This is a genomic window from Arthrobacter paludis, from assembly GCF_056782315.1.
This window is the reverse complement of sequence record NZ_JBXAEW010000017.1, coordinates 1-14,922: the sequence shown is the minus strand read 5'-3', so window position 1 is coordinate 14,922 and position 14,922 is coordinate 1. Positions and strand designations below refer to the sequence as shown.

General features: G+C 68.9%; 12 protein-coding genes. 9 read left to right on the top strand and 3 right to left on the bottom strand.

Features of this window, described 5'->3' with window-relative positions:
* Positions 1-105 precede the first annotated feature (105 nt).
* On the top strand, positions 106-495 hold the full coding sequence (locus AC1Q5D_RS14150) for a DUF5956 family protein (RefSeq protein ID WP_481739105.1): 390 nt from the start codon (positions 106-108) through the stop codon (positions 493-495).
* Here the strand turns inward: AC1Q5D_RS14150 and AC1Q5D_RS14145 are convergent.
* Positions 480-1,829 carry a purine-cytosine permease family protein gene (locus tag AC1Q5D_RS14145; RefSeq protein WP_481739104.1) on the bottom strand — a complete coding sequence of 450 codons (1,350 nt, stop codon included), beginning with the start codon at positions 1,827-1,829 and terminating at the stop codon, positions 480-482. The genes AC1Q5D_RS14150 and AC1Q5D_RS14145 overlap by 16 nt on opposite strands.
* A 168-nt stretch (positions 1,830-1,997) precedes the next feature.
* On the opposite strand from AC1Q5D_RS14145, the gene AC1Q5D_RS14140 reads away from it, so the two are divergent.
* The 3 genes from AC1Q5D_RS14140 (at position 1,998) to AC1Q5D_RS14130 (ending at position 3,672) form a co-directional block, all read left to right on the top strand.
* On the top strand, positions 1,998-2,951 hold the full coding sequence (locus AC1Q5D_RS14140) for an acyl-CoA thioesterase (protein ID WP_481739103.1): 954 nt from the start codon (positions 1,998-2,000) through the stop codon (positions 2,949-2,951).
* 94 nt (positions 2,952-3,045) lie between these two features.
* Positions 3,046-3,342 (top strand): antibiotic biosynthesis monooxygenase family protein, encoded by a 297-nt coding sequence (locus tag AC1Q5D_RS14135; protein ID WP_481739102.1) that lies wholly within the window; start codon positions 3,046-3,048, stop codon positions 3,340-3,342.
* Positions 3,343-3,366: 24 nt separating this feature from the next.
* Positions 3,367-3,672: a monooxygenase gene (locus tag AC1Q5D_RS14130; RefSeq protein WP_481739101.1), complete on the top strand. Its 306-nt coding sequence runs from the start codon at positions 3,367-3,369 to the stop codon at positions 3,670-3,672.
* An 80-nt stretch (positions 3,673-3,752) separates the two neighbouring features.
* Here AC1Q5D_RS14130 and AC1Q5D_RS14125 read toward each other — a convergent pair whose 3' ends face one another.
* Entirely contained in the window at positions 3,753-4,676 is a 924-nt protein-coding gene (locus AC1Q5D_RS14125; protein WP_481739100.1) for a LysR family transcriptional regulator, read from the bottom strand.
* A gap of 272 nt (positions 4,677-4,948) precedes the next feature.
* Here AC1Q5D_RS14125 and AC1Q5D_RS14120 point away from each other — a divergent pair, with 272 nt between their 5' ends.
* From AC1Q5D_RS14120 to AC1Q5D_RS14110, 3 genes are read left to right on the top strand one after another with little or no spacing between them, the layout of a single operon-like run.
* A complete protein-coding gene (locus tag AC1Q5D_RS14120) occupies positions 4,949-7,282 on the top strand; it encodes a PrpF domain-containing protein (protein WP_481739099.1) in 2,334 nt (777 codons plus the stop codon).
* A gap of 9 nt (positions 7,283-7,291) precedes the next feature.
* Positions 7,292-9,496 (top strand): tripartite tricarboxylate transporter permease, encoded by a 2,205-nt coding sequence (locus AC1Q5D_RS14115; protein ID WP_481739098.1) that lies wholly within the window; start codon positions 7,292-7,294, stop codon positions 9,494-9,496.
* 26 nt (positions 9,497-9,522) lie between these two features.
* A complete protein-coding gene (locus AC1Q5D_RS14110; RefSeq protein WP_481739097.1) occupies positions 9,523-9,897 on the top strand; it encodes a universal stress protein in 375 nt (124 codons plus the stop codon).
* 102 nt (positions 9,898-9,999) lie between these two features.
* Here the strand turns inward: AC1Q5D_RS14110 and AC1Q5D_RS14105 are convergent, their stop codons facing one another.
* Positions 10,000-11,799 carry a calcineurin-like phosphoesterase C-terminal domain-containing protein gene (locus AC1Q5D_RS14105; protein ID WP_481739096.1) on the bottom strand — a complete coding sequence of 600 codons (1,800 nt, stop codon included), beginning with the start codon at positions 11,797-11,799 and terminating at the stop codon, positions 10,000-10,002.
* A gap of 193 nt (positions 11,800-11,992) precedes the next feature.
* Between AC1Q5D_RS14105 and AC1Q5D_RS14100 the strand changes: the two genes are divergently transcribed.
* Together AC1Q5D_RS14100 and AC1Q5D_RS14095 are read left to right on the top strand one after the other, a co-directional pair.
* Entirely contained in the window at positions 11,993-14,209 is a 2,217-nt protein-coding gene (locus AC1Q5D_RS14100; RefSeq protein ID WP_481739095.1) for a hypothetical protein, read from the top strand.
* Positions 14,210-14,338: 129 nt separating this feature from the next.
* Positions 14,339-14,922: transposase family protein (locus tag AC1Q5D_RS14095; RefSeq protein ID WP_481739094.1), on the top strand; the 584-nt coding region annotated here is incomplete at its 3' end.

Below are 14,922 nucleotides of genomic sequence, written 5' to 3'. Positions count from 1 at the left end.
GGCACGATCGCCGCCGCCGTCTCCGTGGCCCCCTACCCCCGCGGAGTATCCGGCGCTAGTCTGTGCGCGAGTGCGCGCGCCGCAGCGAAGAGCGAAGGAGGGTCCATGGCCGCCGTCGACTGGGACTCGGTTCCCGTGACCGCCCCGCCGCCCGGGGCCGTCGAGGTCACCGAGAACGGGTGGGGGTTCCTGGCGGTCGCGTGCATCCTCGAGCTTGGGGTGCCGAACGCGCTCTACCGGCTGGAGCGGGAGCGGGCGGAGTCGGCCTCCGGCGACGAGGCCTCGATCGAGGACTACCTCGACGCCGCGGACATGACCGGGCCGCCGGACCCGCTGGCGCACCACTGGTTCATCGTCCCGCCGGCCTGCATGCCGACGGAGGGGTTCTGGGAGGCGCTCGCCGACGCGGAGCCCGTGCGGGCCGCCGGCGAGGACCCGGTGTCGGCGCGGCACGGGCTGCGCGAGGCGTTGGGGGTGTTCTATTCCAACAGCTGACCGGTCGCGGTGGGCGTCCGGGCCGGGCGCGGGGCGGGGCCGAACCGCGGGGCGAGCACGGCGTACGCGGCCGCGGCGACCAGCGGCGTGCCGATGCTCCCGACCGTCGCGCCCCACCCCGTCCCGGATTGGACCAGGGCGATGCCGAACGCGGCCGAGGCGAGCCACGCGGCCACGCCGGCGGCGTTCACTGCCGGGAACCCGGAGTCGGGGGTATCCGCCGGGACCGGGATGGCGTGGCCGCGCCGCTCGCGGGCGACCTGCACGAGCGCGATGGCCACCCAGCCGGTCACCAGCGCGCCCTGCCAGGCGAGGGCGACCAGGAGGTACTGGACGACCGGCAGCAGCATGAGCAGGTAGATGACGACGGCGCAGGCCGCAGTCCAGACCCAGCGCGGGGCGCGGACGCCGAGCGCGCGTTCGCCGAACTCGCCGAGGTTGGAGATCCCGAGCGCGTAGTTGGCGGTGTTGATGCGGGTCTGGGAGACGAACACGACGAGCAGCCCGAGCGGGCCCATGAGGTCGACGAGCCCGCCGGCGACTCCCGTCTCCGTCGCCTCCAGGCCCGGGATCGCGAACGTGAGGTAGATGCCGACCAGGGCGTTGGCCCCAAACGCCAGCGCATAGAACACCCAGCCGAAGGTGTATCGCCCGTGGAAGGCGGCGTCCCCGGGCCGGCCGAGCGCGGCGAAGTCCATCGTGTACATCATCAGGATCCACACGCCCATGAACGCGGCGAACGTGGCCAGCCAGCCGGGGCCACCGGACGCAAGGCCCAGCGCGGGCACCGAGTGGGACAGCCAGCCGTCCGCGGGGCCGTGGGCCACGCGCGCCCAGACGACGGCGGCGAGGAGCCCGCCCCAGTACAGCGGCAGGAGCCAGCCATTGACCTTGTCGAGCCGCTTGTCGATGCCGCCGGCCACGAGCGGGACGGTGTAGGCGACGACGGCGGCGTACCAGAGGGCGGCCGGGCCACCGAATTGGGCCTGGAGCGCGTACGCGAGGATGCTGCCCTCGAAGACGGCGTAGTAGATGGCCGTGGCGGCGAAGACCAGTGTGGCCAGGACGGCCCCGTGCCGGCCCAGCAGCTGGCGGGAGAACAGGGCGACCGTCAGGCCGTTCCGCATCGCGTGGCGGGACAGGACGCGGTTGATGGCGCCGTACGCCGCGATGGTCAGGACCAGGCCTGCCAGCGTGTCGAGCGTGCCGTAGGCCAGTGCCAGCGAGGCGCCGATGTAAACGAAGAACATGGCGCTGACCAGGCCGTACCAGGCCATCGACAGGGAGGCGCGGCCCATCGTGGGTGCGGCGGCCGGTGGTGCGGTGGGGTGCATGGTGGACTCCTTGCGAACGGATCGGGTGGGCCGATCGGGAACCGGTGGACTCCACCTTCTGTTGTGACCCGCGCCACTGTCGCTGTCCCCGATGAGAACCTTGCGCGTCCTCTCTTGGGGATTCTCCAAAGGCGCCGCCGGCGGGTGGGGCGCCGCTAGCATGGCGCCATGGACGACTCGATCACCCTCCGGTTCCTGGCCTCGCCCACGGACGTCTCCGCCGACGGCGACACGGTCCAGGCCGGGCGCGTGCTCGAGTGGATCGACAAGGCCGGGTACGCGTGCGCCGTCGGCTTCAGCGGCGGCTACTGCGTCACCGCGTACGTGGGGAACGTGCACTTCACGCGGCCCATCCGCAACGGCGACCTGATCGAGGTCGTCGCCCGCGTCGCCCACACGGGGCGCTCCAGCATGCAGGTGGTGGTGACCGTGGACTGCGCGGACGTGCGCTCGCGGGAGTTCCGGCCCGCCATGGACTGCATCCTGGTCTTCGTCGCGGTGGGGGAGGACGGGCGGCCGCGGCCCGTGCCCCGGTGGTCGCCGTCGGACGACGCCGCGGCCCGCCTGGCCCGCGGGATCGAGGGGCGGGTCGAGGCCCGACGCGAGATCCGGGACGCCATGCGTGCTCAGGCCTACACGGACGCCGGGACGACGCCGTCGGAGCGGTTCCGCTTCCTGGCCGCGCCGGGCGACGTGAACTGGGGCGGCAACGCGCACGGCGGGATCGTGATGCGCTGGATCGACGAGGTCGCCCGCGCGTGCGCGATGGGCTGGTGCGGGGCCGACGCCGTCGCCGTCTACTCCGGGGGCATCCACTTCGTGAACCCGATCCACATCGGGGACCTCGTGGAGCTGACCGCCCGGATGATCCACACCGGCCCGCACAGCATGCACATCGCCGTGCACGTGCGGGCCCGCGACCCGCGCGGCGGCGAGTGGCGGGAGACCACGCACTGCATGACCGTCTTCGTCACGCGCACGCCCGAGGGGTCCGCGGCCGCCGTCCCGCAGCTGGTGCTGCGCTCCGACGAGGACCGGCGGCTGGATGCCCACGCCGTCGACCTGGTGCGGCGGCGGGCGGAGCTGGAGCCGCTGGGGTTCGAGTCCGAGCGCGTCTACTGATCCCGGGCCGGGCCGCCGCGGCGGGACGGCGCTCCCGGCGGCGGTACCGTGGGGGTGGCGGCCCGGACGGCCCGGGCCCGGAAGGAGTGGCACCGTGTCCATCGTCGTCATCAACGCGCTCAACGTCCCCGAGGGCTCCGGGACCGAGCTCGAGGCGCGTTTCGCCGCCCGCAAGCACGCGGTCGACTCCGCCCCGGGCTTCGAGGGCTTCCAGCTGCTGCGCCCGGTCGCCGGCGAGGACCGCTACTTCGTCTACACGCAGTGGGCCAGCCGCGAGGACTACGAGAACTGGCGCGACAACCGGGCGCCCGCGGCCCACGCCGGCGGGCAGAAGCCGGTGGCCAGCGGCAACGAGCTGCTGGAGTTCGAAGTCGTCGACCTGGCCGGCTGACGGCCACCCCGAGGAGGAACAGCCATGCCCCATCTGCTGCAGGTGGACTTCCCGCTGCCCGGCCCGTTCGGCCAGGCGATGACGGAGGCCTTCACCGATCTGGCGCACAGCATCAACGACGAACCCGGCTTCCTCTGGAAGGTCTGGACCGAGAACGCCGACGCGGGCGAGGCCGGCGGGATCTACCTGTTCGAGACCCGCGCGGACGCGGAGAACTACCTGCGCATGCACACCGATCGCCTGCGCGGCTTCGGCGTCACCGACGTGAACGCCAAGGTCTTCGAGGTCAACGAGGCGCTGTCCGCGATCAACCGCGCGACGCTCGCCTAGGGGCGGGAAGACGACGGTGGCGGGGCCGGCTCGCACCCGACCGGCCCCGCCGCCGTCATGCCGTGGCCGGTCGGGTGCGCCTACCGGGCGTTGTCCAGGTCGCGGCGCCAGTCCTCGGCCACCCGCAGAAGCAGGGACTGGAACGCGACCTCCGCGGGCGCCCGCACGCGGTCGTGGCGTTGGCCGAGGACCACGCGGCGCGACGGGGCGCCGTCGCCCAGGGGCAGGATCTTCACGCCGGGGTGGTGGTTGACGACGGCGGAAAGAGGCGCGAGTGCGATGCCCAGCCCGACGCTGACCATGGCCTGGGCCTCCTGGTAGTCGTTGGCCTGGAACGAGATCCGTGGCGAGTAGCCCGCGGCGTTGCAGGAGCGCTCGAGGACCTCCGCGACCGGATGCTCGTTGGCCCGGACGATCCACTGCTCGTGACGCAAGTCCTCCATGGCGACCTGCGCTTCCCCGGCCAGCGGGTGTCCCGCCCCAACCACCAGCACCGTCGGCTCGTCGAAGACGGGCGTCAGGTCGAACTGCCGGTCGTCGAGCGGATGCCACTCGTACTCCCACAGCAGGCACAGCCCCACGTCGCCGCGGCCGAGTAGGTCCAGGAGCCGGTCAAGCCGGTGGCTGCGCACGTCGAGCTTGACCGCGGGGTAGTCGCGGCGGAAGCTGCTGATGACCAAGGGCAGGAACGAGCCGCCGAGTGTGGGGAACGTGCCGACCGCGACGCTGCCTCCGTTGACGCCGGCCAGGTTGGCGAGGTCCGCGGAGGCCGCATCCATCTGCCGCAGGATGGTCCGGGCGTGCCCTGCCAGGACGTGCCCGGCGTCTGTCGGCACCATGCCCCGGGGGTGACGGCGAAGGAGCGGCTGGCCGACCTCCTCTTCCAGCTTGCGCAGGGCCTGCGAGACGGCCGAGGGCGTATAGAAGAGCTCGTCGGCGGCCGCGCTGACCGACCCCGTTTCCACCACCTTCAGGAGAACCTGAAGTCTCTTGACGTCAAGCACCGCGCCTCCTTGTAGCAGTTCTACATCCCGGTGAAGCATACGCGGATTCCACTGAATAGGCCGCCCTCCGGCGCGACGACGTGACGGAGGGTGTTCGCGCATCGTCGGTCGTTCAAGGCGTAGCAGCGGCTCCGCATCAATGATTGAAGCAAAGCTACAGGGTTCTCAACTTTCCATAAATAGTAATTCAAGCACGAGTGCTCCACCATCGACGTAAGAGAAGGTGCCGGAGGTCACATCCCCGGCCCAGGAGCACTACCCTTGGACGGCACATGAACACCACCCCCCTGGCTGTTCCCGCGCTCTGGATGCGCGGCGGCACCAGCAAATGCTGGGTCTTCGAACGGGAGGACCTCGAGATCGACGGCTACAGCCTCGATGAAGCCCTGCTGCGGCTCTACGGCAGCCCGGACCCCCGGCAGCTCGACGGCGTGGGCGGCGCGACGTCGACCACCAGCAAGGCCGTGATCCTGTCGCGGTCCGCCGAGCCCGGCGTCGACGTGGACTACACGTTCGCCCAGGTCGGCATCGACGAGGGCAAGGTCGACTGGGGCAGCAACTGCGGCAACTGCTCCGCCGTCGTCGCGCCCTTCGCCCTCGAGCGCGGCTGGGTCGAGCCCCAGACGGGCGAGACCGTGGTCCGGTGCCGCAACACGAACACCGGCCAGACCATCCTCGAACGGGTGTCCACGCCCGGGGGCCGGTGGGACCCGCGACTCGACACCACGATCCCGGGCGTTGCCTTCCCCGGAACCGCCGTCGGCCTCGGGTTCGTCGACCCGGCGGGCCGCACGACCGGGTCCCTGCTGCCGACGGGCCGCCCCGCCGACACGCTGCACACGCCCCACGGGGCCGTCGAGGCCACGCTGCTCGACGCCGGCGCGCCGCTGGTGATCGTCTCCCCGGAGACGGCCGGCCTCGCCGGGGTGCCCTACGAGGACTGGCGGCTCCAGGTCCTGCCGGAACTCGACCGACTCGACGCAGTCCGGCGTGCCGGCGCCGTCGCGATGGGCATGGCCGCCTCGCCTGAGGCGGCCGCACGCGCGGTCCCAAAGCTCGCGGTCGTCGGGCCGGAGCGTCCGGCCGGAAGCATGGGGGAGGGGGCGGACCTCGAGGTCCTCATGCTCTCCATGGGCAACCCGCACCCGGCCCTGGCCATCACCGGCAGCGTCGGCCTCACGATCGCGGCGGCCACGCCCGGGACGGTCGTCGCACGGGCGCTGGGCCGCGCGGCGGGCGAGGACCTGCTGCTTCGGACACCCGCGGGCGTCATCTCCACCTGGCGGCGCATGATCGACGGCGCCGACGTCGTCGGATCCGTCCGCACCGCGCGCATCCTCGCCCGCGCCCACCTTCCCCTTCCCCCACCCGCCACCCACCAGACGGTCGACACCCTGCGACCGAAGGAGTACACCGTGAAGCAGGAACCGCACCACGCCCCGGGCCGGCCCTCGCCACTGGAGGAACTCATGGAGCGCGCCGATCCGCCGCAGCACTCCCGGCGCACGGTGCTCACCGCCGTCGGGCTCTTCGCTGCGCTGGGGCTCGGCACCACCGTCTTCGGCGGCCGGCTGCTCAACCCTCCGGCCACGACCGAGGACGGCGACTACGCCGGGGAGACGCTCAAGGTCGTCATCCCGCTGGCCGAGGGCGGTGGCACCGACACGTGGGCCCGCTTCATCGGCTCCGAGATGACCCACTTCATCCCCGGCGAGCCCGGGTTCGCACCGGTCAACGAGTCCGGCGGCGAGGGCATCAGCGGTTCCAACCGCTTCGCGACCTCGGCCCGCGACAACGGCACCGAGATCCTGGTCAGCACGGCCAGCACCGTCGTCCCGTGGGTCTTGGGCCGTTCGGCGGTCAAGTACTCGTTCGACAGGCTCACCCCGATCCTCGTCAACGGGACGGGCGGCGTCATCTACGGGCGGGCCGCCGCAGGGGTCAAGGGGCTGAAGGACCTCGTGGACCGGGAGAAGCCGCTGGTCTTCGGAGGCATCAGCGCCACCGGTCTCGACCTGACCACGCTCGTCGCGTTCGACTTGCTTGGCGCCGACGTCTCCGCCACGTTCGGCTTCGAGGGACGCGGCCCGGTCAACCTGGCCCTGCAGCGCGGCGAGGTCGACCTCGACTACAGCACGACGAGCTCCTACGGCTCGGCCGTCGAGGGCATCGCGAAGGAGGGCAAGGCCACCGTGCTCATGTCCTTCGGGCAACTCGACTCCGCCGGGAAGGTGGTCCGCGACCCGAACTTCCCGGACGTGCCGACCGTCGTCGAGGCGTACGAGAGCATCCACGGCCAGGCCCCCTCGGGCGAGAAGCTCGAGGCGTACAAGACCTTGCTCGGTCTGACCTACACGTACCAGAAGGGCCTGTGGGTCCCACACGACACCCCGGAGAAGGCGGTGGCCCTCTTGCGCGAGTCCGCCCACCGCATGTCCGCGGACCGGGACTTCAACGAGCGGGCGAAGGAGGTCCTCGGCGGCTACCCGATCGCGGCCGACGCCTCGCTCGGCGACCGGGTCGCCACCGCCTACACCGTCACCGAATCCACCAAGCAGTACGTCCAGCGCCTGCTGCACGAGACCTACGGCATCACCGTCGACTAAGGACCCACCATGCTCGAATCAGCCATGGCCGCATTGGCCTCCCTGGCAGACCCGTCGCTGCTGCTCATGCTCCTCCTCGGAGTCGTCGCGGGACTGGTCATGGGCCTCATCCCGGGGCTCGGCGGCACCGGAGCCGTCGCCATCCTCCTGCCCGTGACGTTCGGCATGGAGCCCGCCCCCGCGCTGGCCCTGCTCATCGGCGCCCTCGCCGTCGTCCACACCTCCGACACCGTCTCCGCCGTCCTACTCGGCGCCCCCGGATCCGCGTCCGCGTCGGTCACCATGCTCGACGGCTACTCGATGGCGCGGAAGGGCCAGGCCAAGCGCGCGCTCAGCCTGGCGTTCCTCTCCTCGATGGCCGGCGGCGTGATCGGCGCCATCGGCCTCACCCTGGCGATCCCGCTGGCCCGGCCGCTCGTGCTGTCCTTCGCCAGCCCCGAGCTGTTCATGCTCACGGTCCTCGGCGTGGCACTGGCCGCCGTGCTGTCCCGGGGCAACGTCGTCAAGGGCCTCGTCGCCGGCCTGCTGGGCCTGCTGCTGGGCATGGTCGGCACCTCGCCCACCACCGCCGAGGAGCGGTTCACGTTCGGCAACCTGTTCCTCGCGGACGGGCTGTCCCTCGTCGCCGTCGCGCTGGGCATCTTCGGCCTGGCCGAGATCGCCTCCCGCGCCAGCCAGCGCCGCGGCGAAGACGCGCCCATCGAGGTCACCGGCGGCTGGGGCTCGGGCATCCTCGAGTGGCTCCGCCACTGGAACCAGGTCATCCGCGGCTCGCTGATCGGCATCTGGGCCGGTGTCCTGCCCGGCGTCGGCGCCACCGCCGGCACCTGGCTGGCCTACGGCCAGGCCGTCGCCACGGCGAAGGACAAGCGCAAGTTCGGCAAGGGCGACCCGCGCGGCATCGTCGGCCCGGAGAGCGCCAACAACTCCGTCGAGTCCGGCGACCTGATCCCGACCCTGCTGTTCGGCATCCCCGGCGGTGTCCCCTCCGCGATGCTGCTCGGCATGCTGCTCACGTACGGCATCCAGCCCGGCCCGACCATCATCACCGACCACCTGGACCTGATGTACCTGATCGTCTGGTCCTTCGCGATCGCCTCGGTCCTGGGCGCCCTGTTCTGCTTCCTGAGCGTGCGTCCGCTGGCGTCGCTGACCAAGGTCCCGTTCGCAGTCCTGGCCGCCGGCCTGGTCGCCATCATGCTGCTCGGCTCCTTTCAGGAGGGCGGCCAGCTCGGTGACCTGTGGATCATGCTCCTGCTCGGCGTCGCCGGCTGGGTCCTGAAGTCCACCGGCTTCCCGCGGGCGCCGTTCCTGATCGGCTTCGTCCTGGCGATCCCGCTCGAGCGCTACTACTTCCTCACCGACAGCCTCTACACCGGCTTCGAATGGATGCTCCGGCCCGGCACCCTCGTGTTCATCGCGGTCCTGGTCCTGCCGATCCTGTGGAACGTCTTCAAGTGGTTCCGCGCCCGTCGCCGCCTCGACCGCGACGACGACCCCCGCCTTGAGGAGACGGACGCCGAGGCGCCGCTGACGAACACGCGCTGGTCCCTGGGCGCCGCGGCCGTGGCCGTCGCCGTCTTCGGTTTCTCGCTGCTGCTGTCGGCGTCCTTCTCGCCGGAGGCCCGCCTGGTCCCGCAGCTCATCGGGTGGATCGGACTGGCGATGTCCGCGGCGCTGCTGGCGCAGGAGCTGCGCGTGCGCCGCCTCCGTTCCGCGGCCCCGGGAGCCCACGACGGCGGGGCGCCCGCTGTGCCCGGACGGTCCGCCGATGCCGTCCTCCCGGGCGCGGGGTTCGCGGCGGCATCCGCCCCCGCCGCCCCGGCGGGCGCGGCGGGCACGCCGGCCCACGGCGCCGAGGCCGGCGGCCCGGCCCGCGAGGCCGTCGCGCCCGGCTCCGTCGCCGTGGCAGCGCCGGCCGAGGCCGCGGCCGTCGAGGACGAGCCGGCGCCGGTCTCCGTCCCCGCACCCGCCGGGACCGGGTTCGCGTTCAAGACGTTCGCGTGGATGGCCGGCTTCCTGGTCCTCACCGCGACGGTCGGGTATCTGGCAGCCGTGATGGTCTTCGTCCCGGCGTTCCTGCTGGTCGTCGCCCGGGCCCGCACCCGCACGGCGGTCATCTACACCGCGGTCCTCTACGCTGTGCTGCTGGTGCTGCCGTCCCTGCTGCCGATCGACCTGCCCGCCGGCTGGCTCGGCCGCCTCGTGTCCTGACCGACCTCGACTCCAAGGAGCCCACCATGGCCGTCCTGGCCTGCTACACCGACACCGCGGAGGGGCGCGCCGCCGTCGACCGCGCGTTCATCGAGTCCTGCCGGCTCGACGACGAGCTCGTGATCGTCGACATGGGTGGCCAGCGCGACGGCGGCGGCCTGAAGGGAGTGGACCTGGACGGGTTCCGCTCCTCCGGACGCAGCGTCCGCGTCCTCCCCGCGTCAGAGACGGTCCACGACCCGTCGGACCTGGTCCTGCAGACCCAGCAGGAGCTGGACGCGACGCTCATCGTGCTGGGGCTCCGGCGCCGGTCCCGGGTCGGGAAACTGATCCTCGGCAGCCGGGCGCAGCGGATCCTCATCGAGGCGGACTGCCCCGTCCTCGCGGTCAAGGCCACGTAGCGCGCCGGCATTGTCCCCGGGCCCGGCGGGGGGAACGACGACGGCGGGGCCGGCTCGCAGTGAGCCGGCCCCGCCGCCGTGATGTCCAGACGAGGGTGTCGCCTACTCGGTGACCTCGAACTCGATGGTCTTCGTGAACTCGCGGCCGTGGACGTCGGTCGCCGTGACCTCGGCGGTGTGCGTGCCGACGGAGAGGTTCTCCGGCAGCTGCAGGCGCCACAGGTGCATGGAGCGGTCGGCCAGGCTGCCGCCGTGGACCAGCTGCTCCTGGACGGCGACGGGGTCGGACCACTCGGCGCCGATCCGCGGGGCCTCGCCCTCCATCTGCTGGGTGCGCTCGGCCTCGACGGCGGCGCCGCCGTCGATGGCGACCTCGACCTCGGAGCCGGTGGAGCCCATCCAGAAGTTGGTGGTCAGCCACGTGCCGGCCAGGTCGGCCTGGGCGACGGCCAGCGGGTTCTCGAACTCGGGGGCGTCGCCCTTGTTGTCGACGTTCTCCCCGTACCAGTCGCGGTAGGCCGGGGTGTTCAGGCCCAGGGCCATCTGGTGGTCCGCGTCCTGGCCGCGGACGGTGAAGCGCTCGGTGACCTCGGTGTTCTTGATGTCGAGGGTCAGCACGCCCGGGCGGGCGCCGTCGCGCTGGATCGCGGTCGGCAGGCCGTCCTCGTTCAGGCGGCCGGAGTACCAGTCGCCGGAGATCGCGCCGGCGGTGATGTGCGTGAACGGCAGCTCGTCCACGCCCATGACCTCCTTCCAGCCCTCCATGGAGTCGCCCTCGCGCAGGTTCTCGAGGCTGTGGGTGTGGCCGCCGAGGGCGATGGCCTCGCGGTCGCCGATGATCTCGTAGATCTCCTTGACCTGGTCGATCTGGTGCTTGGCGCTGCCCTGGTCGGCGAAGTCCAGCAGCGGGACGTGGCCGGCGAGGACGATCAGCTTGTCCTCGGGGACCTGGGCGATGTCGTTGCGCAGCCACTCGAGCTGGCGCTCGTCGAGGGCGCCGTTGTAGCTGCCGCTGCCCTCGAGCGGGTACTCGACGGTGCTCAGGGCGACGACGTGGGCCTTGCCGGAGTCGTACGAGTAGTACTCGGCGCCGAACTGCGCGCGGTAGGAGTCGAACGCGTGCTCGCTGTCCGGGGCGTCGAAGTCCAGGTCGTGGTTGCCGGGCAGGAAGCGGGCCGGGCCGTTGAGCATGCCGGCCAGGTCGCGCGTGTGCGTGTAGAGGTCCGGGCGGTCGCCGACGACGTCGCCGATGAAGAGGGCGCCGCAGCCCATGTAGTCGTCGCGCTCGGCGAGGTCGGCGAAGGCGCCCTTCTTGGCGTACTCGACCTGCTGCTCGGTGTAGGTCTGGATGTCGCCGCCGATGAGGCAGGACTGCTCCGGGGACTGGGTGAGCTTGCTCTGGGCGAGCGGGAAGTTCACGGCGTCCGGCAGGGCACCCGTGGGGGCGATGCCGCCGTAGCGCAGCTCGGGGGAGCCCTCCGGCAGGTGGGTGTAGGAGAACTGGGCGACGTTGTCCTCGTCGACCGGCACCTGGTAGCCGCGCGGCTGGGTGACGAACACCGTCATGTTCTCGTAGGCCGGCAGCTCGTAGCGGCCCTGGTCATCGCTCGTGACGACGTCGCGGCCGTTGGACACCGTGACGCCGGCGATGCCGGGCTCGTTGGCGTCCTGCTTCGAGTTCTGGTTCTTGTCGTCGAAGACGGTGCCGTCCAGGACGTCCTGGTTCTCGTCGGCGCCGTTCACGACGTCGACGGCGCCGCGATAGGCGGCCTCGGGCCAGTCGGCCCCGGTCGGGGTGCCGATGGGGGCGGCCGTCGCGGCGGGAGCCAGCAGCGCACCGGTGGCGGCGAGGGCGAGCGCCCCGGCCGCGAAGCGGGTGGTCGGGCGGTTGATCGGTGACACGATGTACCTTCCGGTCGAGTGGGTGACGGCCGGCTGCGGAAGCCGGCCGTCACCACCGTTCCGGGGCCGCATTAACTGTTTCCTACGGCAACGGTGACCGGACGATACGCGACGGTGACAGGATTTCGACTCTCTACTGACAGGTGTGTTACACGACACTATGGTTGTCGAACAAGAACTAAACGGGGGGATAATGAAAGAAGCGCGCTCGCTCGGGCTTTATGAGTTTCTCGAGAACACCTTCGATACGGAACCTTTTGAATTCGAAGAGCAGGTGCCGCAAATCGCTCTGGAAATAAAGGTTGAACCTCCAAAATCATATGTGGAGCCCTCAGTTTCCGGATTCGAAGATCTGCCGGCTAGTCCGTTTCTCTTGGTTTCTGCAGCGGCGGCCATGGGAAAGTCACTGACGAGCAAGTCCATCGCAAATCGACTCATGAGTCCCCGCTTGGACCTGGCGCGGATCACAGTTGGAACGGATACGCACCTCGGAGCGCTCACAAAGACCCTCAGATTCAAATCTTTTGGAGACTTTCTCCAACGTTGGGATGACGGACGTGTGGCACTTGTGGTCGATTCGTTGGACGAGGCACCGCTTCGGAGCGGTGAAAGGGCGTACTTCGCATTTCTGGATTCCTTAATTGCTACCGCCAAGCAATTCAGCACGCCGGCCCATCAGATTATCGTTTTGGGCCGTCCGCAAACGATTGAATTGTTTCGAGAGTACTGCCACGCGGCTGAGATGACGGCGCCTGTGGTCGATCTAGATGCCTTGTCGCTCGAAGCCACATTGGAGCTCATTGAGCTGCGTTTAGACGAAGGGAGCGCCACCTCACACAAGGCTTTTCGCCGGCCTGCTCGTGCTTGGTGGTCCAACTACCTCTTCAAGCTCGGAGGACTAATCACGGGCGACGTCCAGCAAATCCAGACGGAACAGTGGGATCTGGTGTCGGATTTCCTGGGGTACCCACCGGTTGTTTCTGCTCTCGCTCCCTCCCTTGAGCGCCCGAATTATTCCCTAGGCACCACAGAGGGCGCGGACAAGCTGACGAGCGCCAAGGGGCGCAGTGCACTACTTATCGGCATCGTCGAGAACCTCGCAGATCGCGAGTCGAAAAAAGTGCAGGACAGTCTCGGGCAGTCTCTCGGTGGAAAATTGCCTGCTCACATCCTGAGGACGCTGTACACCCCTGAAGAGCAGGTGCAGAGGGTGCTCGATGCCTTGGGGTACAAGGTCGCCGTCCAGATGCCAGCGTCGCTACCGGACGAGTTGCGGGGCGAATACGAGGAAAAGCTTGAGATATTCGTGGCCGATCACCCATTCTTGGATGGGCGAGATGATCTGCGGCCTAGGAATGTCATATTCTCGGATTACCTGAGAGCCCTAATGGATTCTTCCTCCACGTACCTAGCAATTGCTAGTCGGAGTACTCGCGAGCACCAGGGACTGTTGCCACTTGGACCGTTCTACGCGCGGTTTTCGCACTCGTTCGCATTGTCTTCGAGCGAAATTTCGGAATCTGAAATTGCTGAAATCCAGACCGAAGACCCAGTTGGTGATCTGCTGGCATCATGGATAACCAGCGCCTCCCGGCCCGGTGAAGTTCATGCCTACTACTTTGATATTGGTGAGGGCCAACCCGTTCTTGATCTGGTGCGCGCACCAGGCGACGGAGAACCTGACAGACTGCAGTTTCGAATTCTTGACAAATCTGGTGTTTTGGCGCTGCCAGCGAAGTTTTCAGACCTAACGGTTGCGACCGACAACGCCATATCCATCCAATCGGCCAGCGGGAGTGTTGCCGTTGGGCCGCGGGTCACGATGACGGCATCCGAAATTGAATCGATTCAACTAGACGAACTGATTTTCGTGGGGGGTTTGGAGAGTGATACTGACACAGACAGCTGGGCTGCAGTGATCGCCACCGATAAAATGCAACTAGTCGGTGACTTTAAAGTAAAAGTCATTCCAGAGAAGTCGCGGGTCAGCCTTGTCTATGCGAATGAGGACGCGCGGCTGCTTCCATTCAAGATCAGCATCGAGACACTTCGGGAACTCTCCGTGCGGCGGTCCTATGAAGGAATCTTGGCGCTTCGTCGCATATTTTCGAGCTTTCGTGGCAAAGGCACGCATTCGTTGAGCCTTAATGCGGATAAGTTCTTGAAGCACATCGTTGGTCGGAGCCCGGTGAACGAGGCGCTGGCTTCTGCCCTACAGCGGACCGGGTTAATTCGTGTTCAGAATGGACTGGCAGTCCTCCATCAGGATTGTCACGCCCGGTTTCAGCTCAGCTATGACATGTATCAAAGCGATGAGTGGCAAAAGAAAATGATCGATGTGCTGACCTTCCTCTTGCGCGAAGACACTGAGCTCTACCAATTTCTCGCTAGAGCGTCTGGGCGGCCCTAAACGTCGGGCCGTTTGTCGCAAATTCGTCGCCTAGATGAGTAATTCCCAATCACTCTTGGGATGAAGACAGGCCCCGGCGGTTTCCGCCGGGGCCTGTTAATCGTTAGCGGAGGGTGTTAAGCCTCGTATGTGAACCCAAAACTAAACACCCTCCTGACCTCACTCTACGTCTTCCTCACCGATAGCGTCCTGCCCGGACTGGGTCATTCACCCTCCACGCGGCCAGGCCGCAAGCCGGTCCTGGCCGAGGCGGAGCTGCTGTGCCTGGCCGTGGCCCAGCACCTACTGCACGGCTCTTCCTCCGAGACGCGGTGGGTCCGCTACGCGCACACCCACCTGCGGGGCATGTTCCCCGGCATCCCGGGCCAGTCTGGCTACAACAAACGCATCCGCGCCGCCGGACCGCTCATTTCGGCGGCAATCACCGCGCTGGCCCGCGACACCGAGTCCTGGCACGAGGTCCTGCGCCTGCTTGATTCCACCCCCGTCCCCTGCGCGGCCTCCCGCGAGACGGTCAAACGCTCCGACCTGGCCGGGCACGCAGGCTACGGGTACTGCGCCTCGCACTCCCGGTTCTTCTGGGGACTGCGCCTCTACCTGATCAGCACCCCCGACGGGATGCCGGTGATCTGGGGATTGGCCAACCCCAAGCTCGGGGAACGCGAGGCCACCCAGGCGATGCTCGAACGGGACCACCACCTCATCCGCAGCGG